At 72.8% G+C, this 22,206-nt stretch carries 19 protein-coding genes; 16 read left to right on the plus strand and 3 right to left on the minus strand.

Going from position 1 to position 22,206, the window contains the following annotated elements:
- Positions 1–200: 200 nt before the first annotated feature.
- The 3 genes from IEY91_RS05075 (at position 201) to IEY91_RS41585 (ending at position 4,346) form a co-directional block, all read left to right on the plus strand.
- Positions 201–2,342, plus strand: a complete 2,142-nt coding sequence (locus IEY91_RS05075; protein ID WP_189173012.1) for an alpha-galactosidase — start codon at positions 201–203, stop codon at positions 2,340–2,342.
- A gap of 76 nt (positions 2,343–2,418) precedes the next feature.
- Positions 2,419–3,225 (plus strand): SGNH/GDSL hydrolase family protein, encoded by an 807-nt coding sequence (locus IEY91_RS05080; RefSeq protein WP_189173013.1) that lies wholly within the window; start codon positions 2,419–2,421, stop codon positions 3,223–3,225.
- A 155-nt stretch (positions 3,226–3,380) separates the two neighbouring features.
- The gene (locus IEY91_RS41585) at positions 3,381–4,346 is read left to right on the plus strand and encodes an SIMPL domain-containing protein (RefSeq protein WP_229696709.1); all 966 of its coding nucleotides are present in this window, start codon (positions 3,381–3,383) and stop codon (positions 4,344–4,346) included.
- A 270-nt stretch (positions 4,347–4,616) separates the two neighbouring features.
- Here IEY91_RS41585 and IEY91_RS05090 read toward each other — a convergent pair whose 3' ends face one another.
- Both IEY91_RS05090 and IEY91_RS05095 read right to left on the minus strand, forming a co-directional pair.
- Positions 4,617–5,228, minus strand: coding sequence for a TetR/AcrR family transcriptional regulator (locus IEY91_RS05090; RefSeq protein ID WP_189173014.1), 612 nt, complete (start codon positions 5,226–5,228; stop codon positions 4,617–4,619).
- A gap of 54 nt (positions 5,229–5,282) precedes the next feature.
- Positions 5,283–6,542: a Glu/Leu/Phe/Val dehydrogenase dimerization domain-containing protein gene (locus IEY91_RS05095; RefSeq protein WP_189173015.1), complete on the minus strand. Its 1,260-nt coding sequence runs from the start codon at positions 6,540–6,542 to the stop codon at positions 5,283–5,285.
- A 175-nt stretch (positions 6,543–6,717) separates the two neighbouring features.
- On the opposite strand from IEY91_RS05095, the gene IEY91_RS05100 reads away from it, so the two are divergent.
- From IEY91_RS05100 to IEY91_RS05125, 6 genes are all read left to right on the plus strand, one after another.
- Positions 6,718–7,908, plus strand: a complete 1,191-nt coding sequence (locus tag IEY91_RS05100) for an MBL fold metallo-hydrolase (RefSeq protein ID WP_189173016.1) — start codon at positions 6,718–6,720, stop codon at positions 7,906–7,908.
- Between the two features lie 321 nt (positions 7,909–8,229).
- The gene (locus IEY91_RS05105; protein ID WP_229696710.1) at positions 8,230–10,194 is read left to right on the plus strand and encodes a sensor histidine kinase; all 1,965 of its coding nucleotides are present in this window, start codon (positions 8,230–8,232) and stop codon (positions 10,192–10,194) included.
- Positions 10,195–10,262: 68 nt separating this feature from the next.
- Positions 10,263–10,697, plus strand: coding sequence for a roadblock/LC7 domain-containing protein (locus IEY91_RS05110; RefSeq protein ID WP_189173017.1), 435 nt, complete (start codon positions 10,263–10,265; stop codon positions 10,695–10,697).
- Positions 10,698–10,699: 2 nt separating this feature from the next.
- Positions 10,700–11,071 (plus strand): DUF742 domain-containing protein, encoded by a 372-nt coding sequence (locus tag IEY91_RS05115; protein ID WP_164318285.1) that lies wholly within the window; start codon positions 10,700–10,702, stop codon positions 11,069–11,071.
- Positions 11,049–11,648: a GTP-binding protein gene (locus IEY91_RS05120; RefSeq protein ID WP_189173018.1), complete on the plus strand. Its 600-nt coding sequence runs from the start codon at positions 11,049–11,051 to the stop codon at positions 11,646–11,648. The genes IEY91_RS05115 and IEY91_RS05120 overlap by 23 nt, the downstream gene beginning before the upstream one ends.
- 33 nt (positions 11,649–11,681) lie before the next feature.
- Complete coding sequence (locus IEY91_RS05125) at positions 11,682–12,263, plus strand: GAF domain-containing protein (protein WP_189173019.1); 582 nt, start codon at positions 11,682–11,684, stop codon at positions 12,261–12,263.
- A 13-nt stretch (positions 12,264–12,276) separates the two neighbouring features.
- On the opposite strand, the gene IEY91_RS05130 is transcribed toward IEY91_RS05125, so the two are convergent.
- Positions 12,277–14,199, minus strand: coding sequence for a DUF2264 domain-containing protein (locus IEY91_RS05130; protein ID WP_189173020.1), 1,923 nt, complete (start codon positions 14,197–14,199; stop codon positions 12,277–12,279).
- 69 nt (positions 14,200–14,268) lie between these two features.
- Here IEY91_RS05130 and IEY91_RS05135 point away from each other — a divergent pair, with 69 nt between their 5' ends.
- From IEY91_RS05135 to IEY91_RS05165, 7 genes are all read left to right on the plus strand, one after another.
- Entirely contained in the window at positions 14,269–15,516 is a 1,248-nt protein-coding gene (locus IEY91_RS05135; protein ID WP_229696711.1) for a Gfo/Idh/MocA family protein, read from the plus strand.
- A gap of 165 nt (positions 15,517–15,681) precedes the next feature.
- On the plus strand, positions 15,682–16,710 hold the full coding sequence (gene tdh, locus IEY91_RS05140; protein WP_164318275.1) for an L-threonine 3-dehydrogenase: 1,029 nt from the start codon (positions 15,682–15,684) through the stop codon (positions 16,708–16,710).
- A 75-nt stretch (positions 16,711–16,785) separates the two neighbouring features.
- Positions 16,786–17,982, plus strand: a complete 1,197-nt coding sequence (locus IEY91_RS05145; RefSeq protein WP_189173021.1) for a glycine C-acetyltransferase — start codon at positions 16,786–16,788, stop codon at positions 17,980–17,982.
- A 241-nt stretch (positions 17,983–18,223) separates the two neighbouring features.
- Positions 18,224–19,123, plus strand: a complete 900-nt coding sequence (locus tag IEY91_RS05150) for a LysR family transcriptional regulator (protein ID WP_189173022.1) — start codon at positions 18,224–18,226, stop codon at positions 19,121–19,123.
- Positions 19,124–19,335: 212 nt separating this feature from the next.
- Positions 19,336–20,202: an ABC transporter permease gene (locus IEY91_RS05155; protein ID WP_229696712.1), complete on the plus strand. Its 867-nt coding sequence runs from the start codon at positions 19,336–19,338 to the stop codon at positions 20,200–20,202.
- A 66-nt stretch (positions 20,203–20,268) separates the two neighbouring features.
- Positions 20,269–21,306, plus strand: coding sequence for an ABC transporter substrate-binding protein (locus IEY91_RS05160; RefSeq protein WP_189173023.1), 1,038 nt, complete (start codon positions 20,269–20,271; stop codon positions 21,304–21,306).
- Positions 21,303–22,166, plus strand: a complete 864-nt coding sequence (locus IEY91_RS05165; RefSeq protein WP_189173024.1) for an ABC transporter ATP-binding protein — start codon at positions 21,303–21,305, stop codon at positions 22,164–22,166. The genes IEY91_RS05160 and IEY91_RS05165 overlap by 4 nt, the downstream gene beginning before the upstream one ends.
- The last annotated feature ends 40 nt before the right edge of the window (positions 22,167–22,206 follow it).

Here is a 22,206-nt window from a genome sequence, read left to right on the forward strand (position 1 = left end):
CCTTCGACGATACGACACGGGTTCCTGAGGCAATCAGTCCTGGTGCGGGGGTGCCCGGAGGCGCGTGTGGGGGCGCGCCAGGGTGGCGTACGCGGGAGGTGCGCGGGCGTTGCCCCGGTGGACGTTCGGGCTCGAAGATGTGCGTACGCGCGCGTGTCTGTTGAGATCCGTTTCCGTATCTGTGGAGCTCTGGGGGTTCGATGATCGAAATCGGCGCTGACGGTCGTACGTGGCTGCTCTCGGGGCCCACCAGTAGCTATGCGCTTCGGCTCACGGACCGCGACGAGCTGCTGCACCTGCACTGGGGCCCGCGGATCGCCCTGGCCGACGCCGAGGCCCTCGCGGCGGCGCCGACGCCCCCGGAGCGGCCCTTCGAGTCGTGGCTCGACGGCCGCGAGGAGTATCCGGTCGAGGGCGGACCGCGGTTCACGCGGCCCGCCCTTTCGGTGCGCGGCGGCGGGGTGCGCGGGACGGAGTGGCGGTTCCTGCGGTGGGCCGAGGGCGACGACGACGAACTCCAGCTGCACTTCACCGACGCCGTGCACGGCCTCCAGGTCACGCTGTCGTACCGGATGCGTGGTGACGTCGTCGAGCGGTGCGCCGTCCTCATCAACCAAGCACCCGAAGGATCACCGGAGTTGGAGGTCCTGCGCGTCGACTCCGCGACCTGGACCCTGCCCCTGCGTGAACGCTGGCGGCTCTCACAGTTGCACGGGCGCTGGGCGGCGGAGTCCCGGCTCGTACGGTCGCAACTCACGTACGGGGAAAGGGTCATCGGCAGCAGGCGCGGGCACACCGGGCATCAGCATCTGCCCTGGGTGGCACTCGACGCGGACGGCGCCACCGAGGAGCGAGGCGAGGTCTACAGCTGCGCGCTCGCGTGGTCCGGGTCGTGGCGGATCTCCGTGCACCAACTCCCGGACGGTGCCGTGCAGATCACCGGCGGCAGCGGGCACGACGACTCCGGGCAGACGCTGCTCCCGCCCGGCACGGCGACCGCCACGCCGGTCTTCGCGGGGCTGTGGAGCGACGGCGGCTTCGGCGGGGCGAGCCGTGCCTGGCACGCGTACCAGCGCGCGCATGTGATCCCGGACGCGGACGAGGTGCGGCCGGTGCTCTACAACTCCTGGGAGGCCACCGGGTTCGACATCTCCGAGGAGCAGCAGCGGGCGCTCGCCGGGCGGGCCGCGGCGCTCGGCGTGGAGCTGTTCGTCGTCGACGACGCGTGGTTCGGCGCGCGCGTGTCCGACCGGGCCGGGCTCGGTGACTGGACGCCCAATCCCGACCGCTTCCCCGGCGGGCTCAAGCCGCTCGCCGACGAAGTGCACGCCCTGGGCATGCGGTTCGGGATCTGGGTCGAGCCGGAGATGGTCAACGCCGACAGCGACCTGTACCGCGCGCACCCCGACTGGGTGCAGCACCACCCCGGCCGTGCCCGCACCGAGTTCCGCAACCAGCTCGTCCTCAACCTCGCCCGTCCCGACGTACAGAACTACCTGTGGGAGCAGCTCGACGCCCTCCTCTCCAGCGCGCCCGTCGACTACGTGAAGTGGGACTTCAACCGCTGCTTCTCCGACCCGGGCTGGCCCGGTGAGCCCTACCCGCAGCGGCTGTGGGACGGCCATGTGCACGCCTTCTACGACCTGGTGGACCGGCTCCGGGCCGCGCATCCGGGCGTGGCCTTCGAGTCGTGCTCGGGCGGTGGCGGCCGGATCGACCTCGGCGTCCTCGCCCGTACCGACCAGGTCTGGACGTCCGACAACACCGACCCCCTCGACCGGCTCGCCATCCAGCACGGATTCAGCCAGATCCATCCCGCGCGCGTGATGGCGGCCTGGGTCACCGACAGCCCCAACACGCAGCTCAACGACCGGGTCAGCTCGCTGCGCTTCCGCTTCGTCAGCGCGCTGGCCGGGGTGCTGGGCGTCGGCGGCGACCTGACGCGGTGGAGCGACGACGAGCTCGCCGAGGCGCGCGGCTGGGTGGAGCTGTACAAGGAGATCCGGCCCGTCGTGCAGCTCGGTGAGCTGTACCGGCTGCGGGATCCGGACGGGGGGCTCTGCGCGGTGCAGTACGTCCTCGGGGACGACGCCGTCGTTCTCGCCTGGCTGCCCGCGCAGGCGTACGGGCAGGAACCGGCGCCGGTGCGGCTGCGGGGGCTCGACCCGGCGGGGGTCTACGCGTGCCGTGAGACGGGGGAGGAGCACCGCGGCGCGGTCCTGCTGCATCACGGGCTGCGCACCGGGCTGCGGGGCGATCTGGACGCCGCCGTGTTCCGGCTCCGGCGGATCGCGGACGCCGCCGACATCACCGAGGCGTATTCCGGGTTGGCGCAATCTTGACCGGTGGCTTATCTCACCCCGCGTCAACCCCTTATTACGATGGCGTAGGTCACTTGTCGGCAGGAAAGATGACGACGTGACAGCAGAGTCGACACACTTCATCAAAAGCACATCTACGGACACGTTCACCTCCTACGCAGCGGTCGGCGACAGCTTCACCGAAGGGGTGGGGGATCCGGGACCCGACGGTACGTTCGTCGGCTGGGCCGACCGGCTCGCCGTCCTCCTCGACGACCGGGTGCCCGAGCACTCCTTCCGGTACGCCAACCTCGCCGTGCGCGGCAAGCTCCTCGACCAGATCGTCGCCGACCAGGTGCCTCGGGCCAAGGAGCTCGCGCCCGACCTGGTGACGTTCGCCGCGGGCGGCAACGACATCATCCGGCCCGGCACCGACCCCGACGAGGTCGCCGAGCGCTTCGAGCGGGCCGTCGCCGAGCTGGCCTCCGCCGTCGGCACGGTCGTCGTCACCACCGGCTTCGACACCCGGCGCGTGCCGCTCCTGAAGCACCTGCGCGGCAAGATCGCCACGTACAACGGCCATGTCCGCGCGGTCGCCGACCGCTATGGCTGCCCCGTGCTCGACCTGTGGTCGCTGAAGTCCGTCCAGGATCGGCGGGCCTGGGACACCGACCGGCTCCACCTGTCGCCCGAGGGGCACACGCGGGTGGCGCTGCGGGCGGGGCAGGTGCTCGGGATCGAGGTGCCCGCGGACCCGGAGCAGGCGTGGCCGCCGCGGCCGCCGCGCGGCACCCTTGAGGAGCGGCGCGACGACATCCACTGGGCGCGCGAGCATCTGGTGCCGTGGATCGGGCGGCGGCTGCGCGGCGAGTCGTCCGGTGATCATGTGGCGGCCAAACGGCCCGACTTGATGCCGTTGACGTGAAGCCGTCGCGGCGGCTCACTCGGTGGTGGGGCCCGCTGGACCGGTGAGGTGACAGGGCGGGAGTGGCGGAGCTCCGCGCGGGGGCGCGGGTGCTGGGATGTCGGCCAGCCGTCCCCGCCGGGGCGGAAGACCGCCACACCGGAAGGCTCCCGCCCATGCCCTCGACTCCGCGCCCGCCCGCCCGTACCGGGGACCACCGCATGCCTGCGGCCGCGTTCCTTCGCCGTCCGCTCGCGGGCTCCTCCGTACGTCCGCGTGCCTCGCTGCGTGCCCTTGCCTCGGCCGTTGCCGTGCGTCCGCGTACCTCCTTGCGTGGCCTCGCTGGGGCCGTCGCCGTGCGGCCGCGTACCTCGCTGCGTGTGCTCAGCGCGGCCGTCGCCGTGCTCGCCGCGCTCGGGACGACCGGGGCGCTTGCCGCGCCCGTCGCCGCCGACGAGGCGCCCGTCCCGGGGGTGCTCGCTCCGGCCGCCGCCCCGGCCCCGGCCGCCCCTGCTCCCGCGCCCTCGACCGTGACCGTCACCGGCACGGGGTCCGCGAGTGCCGCGCCCGACCTCGCCGTGGTCGGTGTCGCCGTGGAGGTCACCGCGCCGACGGCCGAGAAGGCGCTCGCCGCGCAGCACGCCGCCGCCGAGGCGCTGCTCGACGCGCTGCGCCGGCAGGGGGTCGCCGAGCGCGACGTGCGCACCGACAGCCTGGAGCTTTCCGCCGTGTACGAGGAGGGCAGCGGGGCCGCCAAGCTGACCGGGTACCGGGCCGCGCAGAGCTTCAGCGTGAAGGTGCGTGAGCTGCACCGGACGGGGCGGGTGATCAAGGCAGCGTCGGACGCCGCCGGGGACGCCGCCCGCATCAACGGCGTCACCTTCGACCTCGCCGACGCCCGGCCCCTGCGCGCCAAGGCCCGCCAGGCCGCGCACGAGGACGCTCGCTCCAAGGCCGAGCACTACGCCGGCCTGACGGGGCGCGAGCTCGGCCGCCTCGTTTCCCTCAGCGAGGCCGAGGCCGCCGATCCGCGGCCGTTGACGGTTTCTCCGGCTGCTTTCGCGAAGCAGGACGGGGTGCCGGTGGCTGCTGGGGAGATCGAGGACAAGGTTTCGGTTGTGGCGGTTTATGAGTTGCGGTGAGGGGTGGGGTGGGCCCTCGCGGGGGGCGCCCCAGTCCCGCCCCTTCTCCGAAACCAGGGGCTGCCGCCCCTGGACCCCGCTGTCGCCGCTTCGCGGCTCGTCCTCAAGCGCCGGAGGGGCTGAAATGGGCTGGCTGATGTGCCGACTACGTGCGTAGGGAAAGTTGGGGCGGGTGGGTGGGACATAGCCCGTCCGGCGTTTGAGGACGAGGCCGTTCAGGCCGATTCGGGGGTCCGGGGGCGGAGCCCCCTGGGGGGTCACCGGGCAGGGTCAGGGGTTCAAGTCGGCCGGGGTCAGGCCCAGTTCGCGGGACAGGGCCTCGTCTGCCCAGGCGCGGGTGCGGGCCCGGGACACCGCGCCGGGGTAGGCCGTCATCTGGACGGCCAGGCCGTCGAGGAGGGCGGTGAGGCGTAGGGCGGCGACCTCGGGGTCGGGGCAGCGGAACTCGCCCGCGGCCACACCCTCCGCGATGACCTCGGAGAGGGCCTGCTTCCAGCGGCGGTCCAGGTCGCGGGTGACCGAGCGCAGCGCGGGCTCGCGCAGGGCCGACGCCCAGCCCTCGATCCAGAGGCGCCACCCCTTGGCCGGGCCCGTCGGCGCGTACCAGCGCACCGCCGCCCGCAGCCTGCGCACCGCCGACGTACGGCGGCCGAGGAGCTTGTGCAGGTGCGCCAGATCGCCCTCGGCGGCGTGCGCGAACGCGGCGGCCACCAGCTCGTCCTTGGTCGAGAAGTGGTACAGGACAAGCGCGTTGCTCACCCCGAGCGAGGCCGCGACGTCCGCGATACGCACGGCCGCCACACCGCGCGCCTCGATCTGCTCGACGGTGGCCGTCAGCAGTTCCACCCGCCGCTCCGCCACGCTCAACCGCACTCTTGTCACGCCGTGCACCCTACCTACGCGCGTCACGCAGGGCCTATGCGTGGCATGCAGGTCCTATGTGTGGCACGGCAGGGCCGTCGCGCGCACCCCCGGCGCGTACCAGCCGAAGCGTTCGGTGATCTCCGGGAGGCGGTCGGCGGCCAGGGCGTGGGCGGCGGCCCGCGGTGTGCTGCCGTCCCGCCGCGCCCGCGCGAGGACCTCGCCGACCAGGGCGCGCATCGCACGGCGCGTGTGCGTGAACGCCTCGTCGGCCAGGTCGGGCGCGTCCCCGATGTCGCCGAACAGCGTCCACCACCACCACGCGTTGGTCGCGGAGTTCACGACCACGTCCGGCAGGACGGTCACCCCGCGTGCCGTGAGGAGCCGCTCCGCGTCCGCGAGCACCGGCATGTTGGCGGCCTCCGCGATCCAACGGGCCGTGATCCGGGCCTGGTTGTCGGGGCGGACGGCGTACGAAACGGCGGCGGGCACCAGGACCTCCGCGTCGGCCGACAGCCAGGCTTCGTCCGCCAGTTCGCGGTCGCCGGGGCGCAGGACGGCGCGGTCGACGGTGCCGTACGCGTCACGGGCGGCGAGCAGCGCCTCCACGTCCAGGCCGTCCGGGTTGGCCACGGTGCCCTTGATGTCGGCGACGGCCACGACCGTGAGGCCCGCGCGCGCCAGGAAGCGGGCGGTCGCGCCGCCCATGGTGCCGAGGCCCTGCACGGCCACGCGCGCCTGCCCGGGGGCCATGCCCGCGGCGTCGAGCGCGGTCAGCACGGACTCCGCGACGCCGCAGCCGCCGACCAGCGCGTCGAGACCGATGCCGTCGACCTCGACCGCGAAGGCGTCCGCGAGGCGCCGTCGCGCCGCCGCCTCGTCGTCGAGGAGCGGGTAGACAGCCTGCACGCAGGAGGTGAGCCCCGCCTCGGCGGTGGCCCGGTCGACGAGTTCCTGGGTCAGGCCCAGGTCCTCGCCGGTGGTCCAGGAGTCCGCTATGTAGGGGCGCATCGCACGCAGGTAGCGCACAAGGACCTCGTACGCCGCCGGGTCCCGCGGATCGCAGTCGATGCCGCCCTTGGCGCCGCCGAGGGGGACGTAGCGGGCCCGCGGGTCGTAGTGCAGGGCCTCCTTCATCGTCATCCCGCGTGCCAGGCCCGCGACCTCCTCCAGGGTGCAGCCCGGCCGCATCCGCAGGCCCCCGCTGCACACCCCGCGCACCAGCCGGTCCACGACGAGGAAGCCGCGGCGGCCGGTGACGTGATCGGTCCAGGTGAGGGACATGAAGGGCGTGGACGGAGGCATGGACGGAGGCATGGACGGGGGCGTGGGCATCGGGCGGCTCCTGCCGGGTCTACTGACTGGTCAGTCAGTAGCAGTACATCACGGGCGGCTGTGTCGACGTCCGCCTGTGCCGTTCCCGACAGTGGCTGTCGCCACTTCCGACAGCCGCTGTCGGAAGTGGCGCACATAATGGGGGAGCCTGAGCAATCCTGTTTCTGGAGGTGCCGTGTCCCGGTTCTCGAGCCCCCGGCTCCGTTCGCTGCGACCGCCCGCCTTCGGAGCGGACCCCGCGGGCGAGCGGCTCGCGCGCATCCGCAGCTCGCCGCACTTCGCGAACGGCTCGTTCCAGAACCCCATGGGCGCGCGGACCAGACCTTCCGGGTCCGCCCTCGAATTCGCGAAGATCTACTTCCGCAAGGAGGAGCGGGCCCGCCGCACCCCGTCCGGCCTGATCCCGGTGCACGCGACGACCCTGGCGGACCTCGCCAAGCCCCCGGCGAGCGGCCTGCGGCTCACCTGGATGGGGCACTCCAGCGTGCTCGTCGAGATCGACGGGCGCCGGGTGCTCTTCGATCCCGTGTGGGGCGAGCGCTGCTCGCCGTTCTCCTTCGTCGGCCCGAAGCGGCTGCACCCGGCGCCGGTGCCCCTCGCGGCGCTGGGCCCGGTCGACGCGGTCGTCATCTCGCACGACCACTACGACCACCTCGACCTGCCCAGCATCAAGGCGCTCGCGGGCACGGACACGGTGTTCGTGGTGCCGCTCGGCGTCGGCGCGCACCTGGAGCGCTGGGGCGTGCCCGCGGACCGGCTGCGCGAGCTGGACTGGCACGAGTCCACGGACGTGGGCGGCCTGACCCTGACCGCGACGCCCGCGCGGCACTTCTGCGGGCGCGGCCTGCGCAACGAGCAGCACACGCTGTGGGCGTCCTGGAGCGTGCGCGGCCCCGAGCACCGCGTCTTCCACAGCGGCGACACCGGGTACTTCCCCGGGTTCAAGGACATCGGAGCCCAGCACGGCCCGTTCGACGCCACGATGATCCAGATCGGCGCGTATTCCGAGTTCTGGCCGGACATCCACATGCGTCCCGACGAGGGCATGCGCGCCCACCTGGACCTCCAGGGCGGGCGGCCGCACGGCGTGCTGCTCCCCATCCACTGGGGCACGTTCAACCTCGCCCCGCACCCGTGGTCAGAGCCCGGCGAGGGCACGCTCGCCGCCGCCCACGCCGAGGGCGCGGCCGTCGCCCTGCCCATCCCCGGCGAACCCTTCGAGCCGTCGTCCGAGACGGTGCCCGACGCGCCGTGGTGGCGCGCGATCGCCGGGGTGCCCGAGGCCGGCCCCGCTGACGGCAAGCGCGCCTGCGGACGCAAGCCCACGCCGAACACGCCGGGGCACGAGGTCGCGGAAGTGGGCTGAGGGGCAGAGAGCGGAGTGGAGGGGGCGCCGCGGGGGAGGACGGGAGGGCGCGCGCCCTCCGTCGCAACCGGTGTCCGAGCCCCGCCTCGCTCGGCCGTACGAGTCTTTTCGCCCAGGTGTACGACGCGTCATACCAGAGCGGGACGCTGCCCACCGGAGTTTGTCAACTGCCCACCGCACATGAAGCGTTGACGACTACCGTGTGTGGCCGTCGGGCGACGCAGGGATCACATCACGGCCTGCCGGCCGGCATCGCGATGCCATCGACGAGATGCCGCGGCAGACCGCCGCGGCGTCCGTCGCAACGTACCGAGGACGCTGATGTCTCACCTTCGCGCACCGGCAGCACGCGCAGACCGCCGTGAGGGCGGTCGGCACGGCAGGTCCGGGAGCCGCGCGGCCCCGCCGCTGCCCGAGGCGCGCATACGCCCCCAACTCCTGCGCATCGCCGTGCTGCCCGCCGTCGCGGTCGGCCTGTGCGGCAGCGCGGCCGTCCTCTTCCTGATCAGGGAGGCCGGGGCCCGGCCCCGGCTGCCCCTGCTCGCCGTCCTCGCCGCCGCCGCGGCCCTGGGCCTGGTCTGCGTGGTGATTGCCGCGGTCGCCGCCGACCGGGCCGCGCGGTCCCTGCGCGAACGGGTCGGCGCGCTGCGCCGCGCCACCGCGCGCGGCCAGGCCGACCTGCGCGAACTCGTCGAACAACTGCGCCGTGGCGACGTACCGGCCGCGCCCGGCCGGCAGGCCGTGCGGCCCCCCGCCGCGGGCGACGAGTTCGGGCTGCTCGCCGAGGAGCTGTCCCGGGCGCACGACGGCGCCGTCACCGCCGTCGTGCAGGCTTCGCAGCTCTCCAGCCAGGCGGGCAGCGAGCAGAAGGTCGAGGTCTTCGTCAATCTGGCCCGGCGGCTCCAGTCCCTCGTACACCGCGAGATCTCGCTCCTCGACGACCTGGAGAACACCGTCGAGGACCCCGAACTCCTCAAGGGCCTCTTCCACATCGACCATCTCGCCACCCGCATCCGGCGGCACGCGGAGAACCTCGCCGTGCTCGGCGGCGCCATGTCCCGGCGCCAGTGGAGCAGGCCGGTCACCATGACGGAGGTGCTGCGCTCCTCGATCGCGGAGGTCGAGCAGTACTCGCGGGTCAAGCTGGTGCCGCCGATCGACGGCACCCTGCGCGGGCACGCCGTCGCCGACGTCATCCACCTGCTCGCCGAACTCGTCGAGAACGCCACGGTGTTCTCCGCCCCGCACACCCAAGTCCTGCTGCGCGCCAACCTGGTGACCGCCGGGCTCGCCATCGAGGTCGAGGACCGCGGCCTCGGCATGCCGCTCCCCGAGCAGAGCCGCATGAACCAACTCCTCGCCGACCCCGACCAGGTGAACGTCGCCAGCCTGCTCCAGGACGGGCGCATCGGACTCTTCGTCGTCTCCGCGCTCGCCCGCAGGCACGGCATCGCGGTCCGCCTGCAGACCAACATCTACGGCGGTGTGCAGGCCGTCCTGATCGTGCCGCAGGGGCTCCTCGGCGCGGAGCAGGACGACGCGATGTCCGGGGCCCGCGGCGGCGGCAAGGGCGGGGGCGGCGGCGCGAGCGGGATGGTGCCGGGGCCGCGGCGTGCCACGTCGGGCGCGGCGACCGCCTCGCGCCGTGGGGTGGGTCCACAGGGCGGGGCCGGGGCGTCGCTGCCCGGGGGCGGTGCGTCGGGCTCGCCGTCCGGCGCCGGTACGTCGGCTTCGTATCCCGCAGTCGGTACGCCTGGCTCGCAGCCACGCGCCGGTACGTCGGCCTCGTACCCCGCCACCGGCGCCCAGGCCGCCACCGCCCCCTACCCGCCGCAGCCGCACGCCCCCCGCAACGGCGTCCAGGCCCCCGAGGCCTCGACCGACCCCGCCGACCCCACCGTCCGCCTCCCCGTCCGCGGCCCCCGCGGCGACCGCCCCACCCCCGCCGAAGCCCTGCCCGGCATCCGCCCCGAGGACCGGCAGAGCACCGCCGAACACACCGCGACCCCGCCGGTGCCCCGCAACGGCGCCGTACGCGGCCGCGTCGGCAGACCGCAGCTGCCCCGGCGGCGCGCCCAGGAACACCTCGCGCCCCAGTTGCGCGACGCCCGCGCCCCCCGCGCGGACGACGAGCACGTCGGCCACGACCCGGGCCTGATGGCCGCCTTCCAGCGCGGCATCGGGCTCGCCCAGGCCGCCGAGGCCCGGGACGCCCCGCACGACCACGAAGCCGGCGCGAGCCACGGACCCGGCGACGGCGCGGGCCGTGCCGATCAGGGCGGCTGACCCCGTCCGCCCCGGCGGACCCCGAGCACTTCGGACACGAACCCCGTACTTCAAGGAGTCGATCCACCATGGCGAGCGATGCGCCGACCGGCCAGGTATCCGATCTCGACTGGCTGATGAGCGGCCTCGTGCAGCGCGTGCCGCACACCCACAGCGCCGTCCTGCTCTCGTGCGACGGACTCGTGAAGTCGGTCCATGGCCTCGACCCCGACAGCGCCGACCACATGGCGGCGCTGGCGTCGGGGCTCTATTCGCTGGGGCGGAGCGCGGGCGTCCGCTTCGGCGACGGCGGGGACGTGCGCCAGGTGGTCGTGGAGCTCGACTCCAAGCTGCTCTTCGTGTCCACGGCGGGCTCGGGCACCTGTCTGGCCGTGCTCGCCGGGCGCGACGCGGACGCCGCGGTGCTCGGGTACGAGATGGCGATGCTCGTGAAGAGCGTGCGTCCCTACCTGGTCACAGCGCCCCGTCAGCCCGCCGTCGAGCCCGCGTCGATGAGGCACTGAGCGTGGGGGCCCCGCACGACGGGCCATGGCTCGACGACGCCGCGGGGCGGCTCATCCGCCCCTACACGGTCAGCGACGGGCGCACCAGACCGACGGCACAGCTCGACCTGCTGTCCCAGGTGCGGGCGACCGGAACCGTCCCGGCCGGCTATCTGGGCCCCGAGCACGAGCTCGCCCTCGGCATGTGCGAGACCCCCACGTCCGTCGCCGAGATCGCCGCCCAGCTCAAGCTGCCCGCGGTGGTCACCAAGGTGATCCTGTCCGACCTCGTCGACTGCGGGGCGATCACCACGAGAGCCCCGGACTTCTACCACAACCCAACTGACCGGTCCCTGTTGGAGGCAGTGCTCGATGGACTACGACGACAGCTCTGACCCCTTCCCCACCGCGCTGAAAATCCTCGTCGCGGGCGGGTTCGGGGTCGGCAAGACGACCTTCGTGGGCGCGGTCAGCGAGATCGCCCCGCTGAGCACGGAGGAGTTGCTCACGACAGTCAGCGAGGCCACCGACGACCTGTCCGGCGTGGAGAACAAGACCACGACGACCGTCGCCATGGACTTCGGCCGCATCACCCTCGACCCGGAACACGTGCTCTACCTCTTCGGTACACCCGGGCAGGAGCGGTTCTGGTTCATGTGGGACGAACTGTCCGAGGGGGCGCTTGGCGCGGTGATCCTCGCCGACACCCGGCGCCTGGAGGACTGCTTCGCCGCCGTCGACTTCTTCGAGCAGCGAGGCATGGGATTCATCGTCGCCATCAACGAGTTCGACGGCGCCTACCGCTACGAGCCCGACGAGGTGCGCGCAGCCATCGACCTGGACCCGCAGGTGCCGGTCGTGCGGTGCGACGCCCGCATCTCCAGCTCCGGCATCCAGACCCTCCTCACCCTCGTACGCCATCTGCTCGCCCACGCGCCCGCCGCGTCCACCCACGGAGCCCGCACCACATGAACCCTGGAGCACGCCGATGACGGGAGTACGCCGATGACGTACGAAGCGACCGGCCGGCTGCTGCTGACCCCGGTCGACAAGGAGGCCCCGGCACGCGCGCGACGGCTGCGGGAGCTGGGCCTCGGGGAGCGGTCCGAGCCCGGCCTCGACGCGTTCGCGGACCGGCTCGCGCGGGTCATGGACGCGCCGTACGCGATGGTCAACTTCATCGACGGGGAACGGCAGTTCTTCGCCGGGCTGCACGCGCCCGAGATCGCGGAACCGGCGGACGCCGGGGTGGAGCCGCCGCCCGGCGCCGTCGGCCGGCACATGGCGCGCGAGCGCGGCTACTGCCCGCACGTGGTGGTGCGCGGCAAGGCGCTGGTCCTTGAGGACGTGTGCGACTACCCGCGGTTCGCGGGCAACCCGGTCGTCGACGAGATCGGGATCCGGTCCTACCTGGGCGCCCCGCTCGCCGACCGCGCGGGCTTCGTGCTCGGCACGGTGTGCGTCGCCGACGTCCGGCCCCGGCCGTGGGGGCGCGCCGGGCTCGACACCATCAAGTCGATGGCGGCCGAGCTGGCCGAACGCGTCCAGCGCCGCGAGGACGACGGGGACCTGGCCGTCCCGCTGTGACGGCGCCTGTCGCTCATAGGGTGAGTGTTTCGCCGTCGGGGAACGTGATCCGCACCGCGTCGCCGTGCACGGCGCAGCCGATCGCCTCCTTCAGGGCCCACGGCCGTACGTCGTCGCGCGTGAGCACGACCAGGGTGACGTGGACGCTGCCGCCGCCCGGGTGGTCGCGTGCCAGGAGGTACGGCGTGGCCGAGTGCGGACCGTACGCGTTCGTCTCGACCTCGCGGGCCACCTGCGCCGCGCCCGCCACGCCCTCTTCCTCGGCCCAGCCGTGCAGCCCCACCACCGCGCTCGTCAGCCCCGCCTCCGTGCGGGCCAGGGCCCAGCCAGGACCGCACTCGACGTGCGGCGGTGCCTGGTCCGCGACCGCGTACCCGCCCTCCCGGACCGTCGCGCCGGCCGGTGCCCGGACCCGGTGCACGCGAATCTCCCAGGGGCCGTACAACGCGCTGGTGGTGAGGATCGGATACGTGTCATCGGTGCCGGGGAAGCACGCGTCGTGGCGGGACGACGCCATGTGGTCCGTGCAGGTCAGCGGGTGGATACGGCGGCGGCGCGAGGCGGTGCCGTCCGGGGCGAGCAGCGCCAGGTGGCCGTCCACGGCGCGCTCCCAGGCGCGCGGGGCGGTCTCGGGGGCCGTCGCCGAGGAGTAGGCGAACTTGGCGTAGTGCGGGTCGTCGGTGGCCGAACCCCCGGTGTCGTCCAGTGAGTTGTGGTCGCTGCCGTGGTTGACGAGGCGGACGATGCCGTCGTGGCGGGTGCCGTGCAGCAGCCAGCCGGGGCGGGGGAGCGCCGTGTACTGGTCGGACTCCTCGACGGGGAGCGGGAGTTCGCGGTCCGTCCACACCGGGTGGTCGGCGGGAAGCAGCAGGCCGAGGAAGCCCTTGCTGGCCCAGTACGGCGACGCCGGTCCCGAGTACGCCTGCGTCGACGGCAGATGCGTGCCGTACCAGCCGAGCGGAAGCAGCCCGCGCTCGTCCGGGACGCCCCGCTCCACGAAGTGCCGGGCCGTGCCCGAGGCGAGCCGCCGGGTCAGGCCCGGCGCGAGCGGCGAGCAGTCCGCGAGGGCGCCCATCCACACGGGCGCGGCCACCGCGAAGCGGTACGTGAGGGAGCGGCCCTGGTGCACGGGCGCGCCGTCCGCGCCGAAGAAGTGCGGGTAGGCGGCGAGGAATTGGGCCAGGCGCTCGCGGTAGACCTCGGCGCGGCCGCCGTCCCGGTCCGGGCCCGCCATGCGCGCCCAAAGCAGCGGGTACAGGTGCATGGCCCAGCCGTTGTAGTAGTCGAAGTTGCGGCCGTCGCCGTCGCTGTACCAGCCGTCGCCGCGGTACCAGTCCTCGATGCGGTCCAGGCCCGCCTCGATGTCGGACCGGCTGTGCGGAGCGCCCACGGAGGCGAGGAACTGCTCCGAAACCACTTGGAACAGGCGCCAGTTGTTGTCCCACGTGCGGGCCCCGACGAAGCCGGAGAACCAGTCGACCACCCGCGCCCGCACGCGGTCGTCGAGCCGGTCCCAGATCCACGGCCGCGTCTCGTGCAGGGCGATCGCGACGGACGCCGCCTCCACCATCTGCTGGGAACAGTCGGTGAGTTCGGGCCAGGCCTCGCCGTCGTTCCCGCCGTGTCCGTGCTCCGTGCCCGCCGTCAGACCCACCGCGTAGCGTTCTATGAGCGCGGGGTCCACGTCGCCGCCCGCTCCCGCGATCCGGAACGCGGCAAGCAGGAACGACCGCGCGAACCCTTCGAGGCCGTCCGACACCACCCCCGACCAACTCCCGCGCCCCGGCAGCCGGTACTGCGCGAAGCGCGGCGTGGCGTACGGGACGAGCGCCTCCAACTGCCGGTCGGCGAGCGCCTCCCAGTGCGCGCGGGTCCAACCGGTGAGTGGCGAGCGGACGCGGTCGGCGGGCGGGAGCGCCATGTGGGGTGCGGTCATGGCGGGATGGTAAGCGATTACTACGCTGTGCCGACCCGCTCGTACCTCCGCCCAATGAAAGGCCCCCCCATGACCGACCTCCGTCTCGGCGTCCTCGGCTACGGGCTGCGCGGCTCCCTCGCGCGCGTCGCCCACCGGCCCGGCGCGGGCTCCCGTGTCACCGCGGTCGCCGACCCCGACCCCATGGCCCGCGCGGACGCCGCCGCGGCCTTCCCCGGCGCCCGCATATCGGCCGACCACCGCAAGGTCGTCGAGGACCCGGACGTCGACGCCGTCGTCGTCCTCACCCCCGACCACACCCACGCCGAGGTCACCCGCGAGGCGCTGCGCGCGGGCAGGCCGGTGTTCGTGGAGAAGCCACTCGCCATCGACGTGGAGACGTGCGACGAGATCCTGCGCGCCGCGTACGACACCGGCACCCGCCTGTACGTCGGGCACAACATGCGCCACATGCCCGTGGTCCGGCTGATGCGCGACATCATCGCGCGCGGCGAGATCGGCGAGGTCAAGACGGTCTGGGTGCGCCACTTCGTCGGCTACGGCGGCGACTGGTACTTCAAGGACTGGCACGCCGAACGCCGGTACACCACCGGCCTGTTGCTGCAGAAGGCCGCCCACGACATCGACGTACTGCACTGGCTCGCGGGCGGCTGGACCCGGCGGGTGCAGGCGCTCGGCGACCTCATGGTCTACGGCGCCAACCCGCACCGCCGCGCGCCCGGTGAACCCAAGGCCGACGACTGGTACACCGAGGACGGCCACTGGCCGCCGCACACCCAGCGCGCCCTCAACCCCGTCATCGACGTCGAGGACGTGTCCCTGGTCAACATGCGCCTCGACAACGGGGTGTTGGCGGCGTACCAGCAGTGCCACTTCACGCCCGACTACTGGCGCAACTACACCGTCATCGGCGACGCGGGCCGCCTGGAGAACTTCGGCGACGGCCCCGGGGGAGTCGTCAAGGTCTGGAACACGCGCCGCTCGGCGCACCGCGCGGACGGCGACGCCCAGTACGCGGTGCCGGACACGCAGGACGAGGGTGGTCACGGTGGCGCGGATCCGCTGCTCGTCGACGAGTTCCTGCGCTTCGTACGCGACGGGGGCGTCACCGACACCTCGCCGGTGGCCGCGCGGATGGCCGTCGCGGCCGGGGTGCGGGCCACCGAGTCGCTGCGGGACGGCGGCGCGCCGCGCGAGGTGCCGCCGCTCGATCCGGAGCTGGTCGCGTACTTCGATCGAGGGCAGGTGCGCCGGCCCGACGGGACCGGTGGGATGGCCGATCGCCCTGGTCACAGGCGGGTGCCGCCTGCGGTCTGAAGGAAAGCTGCGGCCGCGCTTAAGAAATCCTCGATGGACCAGCGCCGCGACGTACGGAAGATTGCTGTGCGTCGGTGTGCGACCGGTGTGGGCCACCGGGACGCGACGTACGCGAGTGGTACGGGTCGCCGGCGCACCCCCAGAGGTACGACAGGAGCCGTTCGCGTGAAGGCGCTGGTCAAGGAGAAAGCGGAGCCCGGGCTCCGCCTGATGGACGTCCCCGAGCCGGTGATCGGCGCCGGAGACGTCCTGATCAAGGTGCTGCGCACCGGGATCTGCGGGACCGACCTGCACATCCGGGCCTGGGACGGCTGGGCGCAGCAGACCATCGCGGCGCCACTGATCGTCGGACACGAGTTCGTGGGCGAGGTCGTCGAGACCGGCCGCGACGTCGTGGACATCAAGGCCGGGGACCGCGTCAGCGGCGAGGGCCACCTGGTGTGCGGCAAGTGCCGCAACTGTCAGGCGGGACGGCGCCACCTGTGCCGCGCCACGGTCGGGCTCGGCGTCGGGCGCGACGGGGCGTTCGCGGAGTACGTCGCGCTGCCCGCCTCCAACGTGTGGGTGCACCGGGTGGCGGTGGACCTCGACGTCGCGGCGATCTTCGACCCGTTCGGCAACGCCGTGCACACGGCCCTGTCCTTCCCGCTGGTCGGCGAGGACGTACTGATCACAGGGGCGGGCCCGATCGGCCTGATGGCCGCCGCCGTCGCCAAGCACGCGGGCGCCCGCAACGTCGTCATCACCGACGTCAGCGAGGAGCGCCTGCAGCTCGCCCGCAAGGCCGGCGTCAGCCTCGCCCTCAACGTCGCCGAGTCCACCATCGCCGAAGGCCAGCGCGAGCTCGGCCTGCGCGAGGGCTTCGACGTCGGCCTGGAGATGTCCGGCAATCCGCGTGCGATGCGCGACATGGTCGCCAACATGACCCACGGCGGCAAGATCGCCATGCTGGGCCTGCCGGCGGAGGAGTTCGCCGTCGACTGGGCGCGGATCGTCACCTCCATGATCACCATCAAGGGCATCTACGGCCGCGAGATGTTCGAGACCTGGTACGCCATGTCGGTGCTGCTCGAAGGCGGCCTCGACCTCGCGCCCGTGATCACCGGCCGGTACGGGTACCGCGACTTCCAGGAGGCCTTCGACGACGCGGCGAGCGGCCGCGGCGGCAAGGTCATCCTCGACTGGACCGCGTGAGGCCGCCCGAGCTCCGGACTGCCCGAGTCCCGGCTTCGCCCACCCGCTGAACCCCCGAACTCCGAAGGATTCCTGATGTTCGACTCCGTACGCGACGACATCGCCGCCACCCTCGACGAGATCCGCGCCGCCGGGCTGCACAAGCCCGAGCGCGTCATCGGCACCCCGCAGTCCGCGACGGTGGGCGTCACCGCGGGGGGCCGCCCCGGCGACGTACTGAACTTCTGCGCGAACAACTACCTCGGGCTCGCCGACCACCCCGAGGTGATCGCCGCCGCGCACGAGGCGCTCGACCGCTGGGGCTACGGCATGGCGTCCGTGCGCTTCATCTGCGGCACGCAGGAGGTGCACAAGGAGCTGGAGGGGCGCCTGTCCTCCTTCCTCGGCCAGGAGGACACGATCCTCTACTCCTCCTGCTTCGACGCCAACGGCGGCGTCTTCGAGACCCTCCTCGGCGCTGAGGACGCGGTCATCTCCGACGCCCTCAACCACGCCTCGATCATCGACGGCATCCGCCTCTCCAAGGCCCGCCGCTTCCGGTACGCCAACCGGGACATGGCCGACCTGGAGAAGCAGCTCAAGGAGGCCACCGAGGGCGGCGCCCGGCGCAAGCTCGTCGTCACCGACGGCGTCTTCTCCATGGACGGGTACGTCGCGCCGCTCGCCGAGATCTGCGACCTCGCCGAGCGCTACGACGCCATGGTCATGGTCGACGACTCGCACGCCGTCGGCTTCGTCGGCCCCGGCGGCCGCGGTACGCCCGAGCTGCACGGCGTCATGGACCGCGTCGACATCATCACCGGCACGCTCGGCAAGGCCCTCGGCGGCGCCTCCGGCGGCTACGTCGCCGCCCGCGCCGAGATCGTCGCCCTGCTGCGCCAGCGCTCGCGCCCCTACCTCTTCTCCAACACCCTCGCCCCGGTGATCGCGGCCGCCTCCCTCAAGGTCATCGACCTGCTTGAGTCCGCCGGGGAGCTGCGGGAGCAGCTCGCCGCCAACACCGCGCTGTTCCGGTCCCGGATGACCGAGGAGGGCTTCGACGTCCTTCCCGGTGACCACGCGATCGCGCCCGTCATGATCGGGGACGCGGCGGTGGCCGGCCGCATGGCCGAGCTGCTCCTCGAGCGGGGTGTGTACGTGATCGGCTTCTCGTACCCCGTGGTGCCGCAGGGGCAGGCGCGCATTCGTGTGCAGCTGTCGGCCGCGCACTCCACGGAGGATGTGAACCGGGCGGTGGACGCGTTTGTGGCTGTGCGGGGGGAGCTGGCGTAGGCCCTCGCGGGGCGCCCCAGCCCCACCCCTTCCCGTAACCAGGGGGCTCCGCCCCCTGGACCCCCGTATCGGCCTGAACGGCCTCGTCCTCAAACGCCGGACGGGCTGAAACCAGCCCCTCCGGCGTTTGAGGACGAGGCCCGGAGGGCCGAAACGGGGGAGAGGGGCGGAGCCCCATGAGCGGCGGTGGGGGCCGGGGCCGCGGAGCGGGGTGAGGGCGGGTGGGTGGGAGAATGGCCGCATGATCGAAGCGCGGCGGCTGCACATCCTCCGAGCGGTGGCGGACCACCGCACCGTCACCGCCGCGGCCGCAGCCCTCTACCTCACCCCGTCCGCCGTCTCCCAGCAGCTCACAGCCCTGGAGCAGGAGACGGGCCACAGACTCGTGGAGCGCTCGGCGAAGGGCGTACGGCTGACCGCGGCAGGCGAGATCCTGCTGGCCCATACGAACGCCGTACTCGCCCAGTTGGAGCGCGCGGAGGCCGAGCTGGCCGCGTACAGCTCGGGCGAGGCGGGCACGGTGACGCTCGCGTCGTTCGCGACGGGCATCGGACTCGTCGTCGCCCCCGCGCTGACCCGCCTCGCCGAGACCGCGCCGGGCATCCGCGTACGGGTCCAGGACGCGGAGGGCGACGCGAGCCTGCCGATGGTCCTCGACCGGCAGGTGGACGTGGCGGTGGCCGTCGAGTACCGGGGCGCGCCGGGGGCCGACGACTCCCGGCTCACCCGCGTGTCGCTGTACGCCGAGCCGTTCGACGCGGTGCTGCCCGCGGGGCACCGGGCGGCAGGGAGCGAGCGCGTGCCGCTCGCCGAGCTGGCCAAGGACCCGTGGATCGGGCCCTTCCCCGGCAACCCCTGCCACGACGTGGTCGTGCTCGCCTGTGAGCAGGCCGGGTTCCAGCCGGTCCTGGAGCACACCTCCGACGACTTCCGCGCCGTCGTGGCGCTCGCCTCGGCGGGCGCCGGAGTCGCCCTCGTGCCGCGGTCCGCGCTGCGGGGCATGGATGTGGCCGGTGCCGTGGTCCGGCCCGTCGACGGGAACGCGCCCACCCGGCGGGTGTTCGCCGCGGTGCGGACGGGCGCGGAGGCGCATCCGCTCATTTCACCGGTTCTGGGTGCCCTGGGGGATGCAGCCGGATAGGGCGGGTTCGGGGCGGGGTGCGGGGACTTGCACCGGGCCGGGTCTCGGCACAGGGACTCGGAGTGGACCGGAGCGGACCTGCGAATCGGAGCGGTCCCCTCCCACGTATTGACCCTGCCCTCGGCGAGTCATTAGCGTGACGGCACTGCGAGAAAGCGCTTTCTGAGCGACGTGACGTGAACGATGTCCGCCGACGTTCCGGGGAGTTCACCGTGAGTCAGCGCGTCCTGTCCCCCACTGCCCCGAGGAAGACGGCGGGAGTCGCCGAGCGCACGCGGCCGAGCCCGCGCCGGCGGGCCGTCGACGCGGCCGAGAAGGCCTGGCGGCCGCTGGCCCTCCTTGTCGTGTGCTTCGGCGCCTGGTGGGTGATCGCCGCCGCCGGCTGGGTCGAGTCGTATCTGCTGCCCACGCCCGGCGCCACCCTCGACGTGATCGTCGACAAGCCCGGCTACCTGTGGGACCACGGCTGGGTCACCACGTACGAAACACTGCTCGGCTTCGTCATCGCGGTCGGCGTCGGCATCCTCAGCGCCGTGGTGATGGTCTACTCGTCGACCGTCGAGAAGACCCTGTACCCGATCCTGCTGTTCGCCCAGGTCGTACCGAAGATCGCCATCGCGCCGCTGTTCGTCGTCTGGCTCGGCTTCGGCATCGGCCCGAAGGTCCTCATCGCCGTCCTCATCGCCTTCTTCCCGGTGGTGATCTCGATGGTGACCGGGCTCAAGGCCGTGGACCCGGAGATGCTCCAGCTCTCCGCCACCATGGGCGCCAAGCCCTGGCAGACCTTCCTGAAGATCCGCTTCCCGGCCTCGCTGCCGCACCTGTTCTCCGGCCTGAAGGTCGCCGTCACACTCGCCGTCACCGGCGCCGTCGTCGGCGAGTTCGTGGGCGCGAACGAGGGCCTCGGCTACGTCATCCTCCAGGCCAACGGCAACCTCGACACCCCGATGCTGTTCGCCGGGCTGCTCGTGATGTCGCTGATCGGTGTCGTCCTCTTCGTACTCGTGGAGATCGCCGAGAAGCTGCTGCTCCCGTGGCACGCGTCCCGCCGCGACACCGGCGCCACGACCACGCTCTGACACCGCGCGCCATTTCCGTTCCACGCAGGCAAGCACTGTCCCACGCACGCGAGAAGGGCCGCTCCCATGCAAGCGCCGCGCACACTTCGCAGTCGACTCCTCCCCGGTCTCCTCCCGCTGCTCCTGGTCTCCGTCACCGCGACGGCCTGCGGCGACGACGACAAGACGACCGTCAGCGACTCCGGCAAGAAGCTGGACAAGGTGACGCTCACCCTCAACTGGTATCCGTACGGCGAGCACGCGCCGTTCTACTACGGCGAGAAGCAGAAGATCTTCGAGAAACACGGCATCGACCTGGACATACGCGCCGGACAGGGCTCGCAGAAGACCGTGCAGGCCACCGGCGCCGGCCAGACCGACTTCGGCTGGGCCGACACCCCGGCCGTGCTCGCCGGCGTCGACCAGGGCGTCAAGGTCAAGAGCCTCGGCGTCTACCTCCAGACGACGCCCGCCTCCGTGCAGTTCTTCGGCGCCGAGGACATCGCGGCGCCCGACGACCTCAAGGGCAAGACCGTCGCGGGCACCGCGGGCGACGCGCTCACCAAGACCTTCCCGATCTTCCTGCAGAAGAACGGCATGGAGCTGTCCGACGTCAAGGTCCAGAACACCGACCCGGCGGGCAAGATCGCCGCGGTGATCTCAGGGCGGACGGACGCCCTCCTCGGCTACGCGAGCGACCAGGGCCCGATCATGCAGAACAAGGCCAAGAAGGACGTCTCGTACCTGCGCTTCTCCGAGCACGGCCTGAACTTCTACTCCAACGGTCTGATCGCGGGCAACAAGACCCTCGCGCGCGGCGACCTGGCCAAGCGCATGGCGTCCGCGGTGAGCGAGTCCTGGGCCGCCGCCGAGAAGAACCCGAAGCCCGCGGTCGCCGCCATGGACGGCGCGTCCGAGCAACTCCCGCCGCAGAACGTGCTGTCCGAGCAGTTCAAGACGACCCTGACCCTGCTGCACACGGACGCCACCCGCGGCAAGGCACCCGGCGCCAACACCGAGGCCGACTGGAAGCAGACCATCGACGTCTTCGCGGAGGCGGGCATGGTCAAGAGTCCGAAGCCGGTGGCCGACTACTGGGACGCGACCAACGGGGTCAAGGGATGACGACGGTGAACGACACGACACTGAACAAGTCGGGTACGGCTCCGAACAAGTCGGGCGCGCGGGCCGACCGGACCACCGCCACAGCCACCACCCCGGCCGTCCGCCTGGCCGACATCGCCGTCCGCTTCCGTACCAAGAGGAAGGACGTGACCGCCCTCAGCGAGGTCTCGCTGGACGTGGCGCGCGGCGAGTTCGTGGCGATCGTCGGGCCGTCGGGCTGCGGCAAGTCCACGCTGCTCAAGCTCGTCGCCGGGCTGCTCGCGCCGTCGGCGGGCGAGGTGGCGCTCGGCGGCGAGCCGGTGCGCGGACCGCGGCGCGACATCGGCTACGTCTTCCAGCGCGCCGCCCTCCTCGACTGGCGCTCGGCCCGCCGCAACATCCTGCTCCAGGCGGAGATGCGCGGACTCCCGGCCGCCGCGGCCCGCGCCCGCGCCGACGAACTGATCCGCATGACCGGCCTCGACGGCTTCGAGGACGCCTACCCCCACGAACTGTCGGGCGGCATGCAACAGCGCGTCGCCCTGTGCCGCGCCCTCCTGCACGAACCACCCGTCCTCCTCATGGATGAGCCCTTCGGCGCCCTCGACGCCCTCACCCGCGAGCAGATGAACGTCGAACTCCACCGCATCTGGCGCGAGACCGACACAACGGTCCTCCTGGTCACCCACTCCATCCCCGAGGCCGTCTACCTCGCCGACCGCGTCGTCGTCATGAGCCCACGCCCCGGCACGATCACCGAACTCATCGACGTCCACCTCCCCAGGGAACGCGAGTACGCGGCCACCCTCGCCACGACCGAGTTCCACGAGGCGACGGGACGGATCCGGGAGCTGCTGGGGGCGGCGGGGGCGCACGACTGAGGAGGGGCGGGGGCGGGCTCCCCCCCGCCCCCCACCGTGT

Origin of the sequence: Streptomyces lasiicapitis (assembly GCF_014646335.1) — a bacterium.
GTDB classification, from domain to species: domain Bacteria; phylum Actinomycetota; class Actinomycetes; order Streptomycetales; family Streptomycetaceae; genus Streptomyces; species Streptomyces lasiicapitis.

Excerpts from the sequence above, each read along its gene's own strand:
- IEY91_RS05075 (WP_189173012.1), top strand. The coding sequence starts at position 201 with ATGATCGAAATCGGCGCTGACGGTCGTACGTGGCTGCTCTCGGGGCCC.
- IEY91_RS41585 (WP_229696709.1), top strand. The coding sequence starts at position 3,381 with ATGCCCTCGACTCCGCGCCCGCCCGCCCGTACCGGGGACCACCGCATG.
- IEY91_RS05095 (WP_189173015.1), bottom strand. The coding sequence starts at position 6,542 with ATGCCCACGCCCCCGTCCATGCCTCCGTCCATGCCTCCGTCCACGCCC.
- IEY91_RS05105 (WP_229696710.1), top strand. The coding sequence starts at position 8,230 with ATGTCTCACCTTCGCGCACCGGCAGCACGCGCAGACCGCCGTGAGGGC.
- IEY91_RS05110 (WP_189173017.1), top strand. The coding sequence starts at position 10,263 with ATGGCGAGCGATGCGCCGACCGGCCAGGTATCCGATCTCGACTGGCTG.
- IEY91_RS05120 (WP_189173018.1), top strand. The coding sequence starts at position 11,049 with ATGGACTACGACGACAGCTCTGACCCCTTCCCCACCGCGCTGAAAATC.
- IEY91_RS05125 (WP_189173019.1), top strand. The coding sequence starts at position 11,682 with ATGACGTACGAAGCGACCGGCCGGCTGCTGCTGACCCCGGTCGACAAG.
- IEY91_RS05130 (WP_189173020.1), bottom strand. The coding sequence starts at position 14,199 with ATGACCGCACCCCACATGGCGCTCCCGCCCGCCGACCGCGTCCGCTCG.
- IEY91_RS05135 (WP_229696711.1), top strand. The coding sequence starts at position 14,269 with ATGACCGACCTCCGTCTCGGCGTCCTCGGCTACGGGCTGCGCGGCTCC.
- IEY91_RS05145 (WP_189173021.1), top strand. The coding sequence starts at position 16,786 with ATGTTCGACTCCGTACGCGACGACATCGCCGCCACCCTCGACGAGATC.
- IEY91_RS05150 (WP_189173022.1), top strand. The coding sequence starts at position 18,224 with ATGATCGAAGCGCGGCGGCTGCACATCCTCCGAGCGGTGGCGGACCAC.
- IEY91_RS05160 (WP_189173023.1), top strand. The coding sequence starts at position 20,269 with ATGCAAGCGCCGCGCACACTTCGCAGTCGACTCCTCCCCGGTCTCCTC.
- IEY91_RS05165 (WP_189173024.1), top strand. The coding sequence starts at position 21,303 with ATGACGACGGTGAACGACACGACACTGAACAAGTCGGGTACGGCTCCG.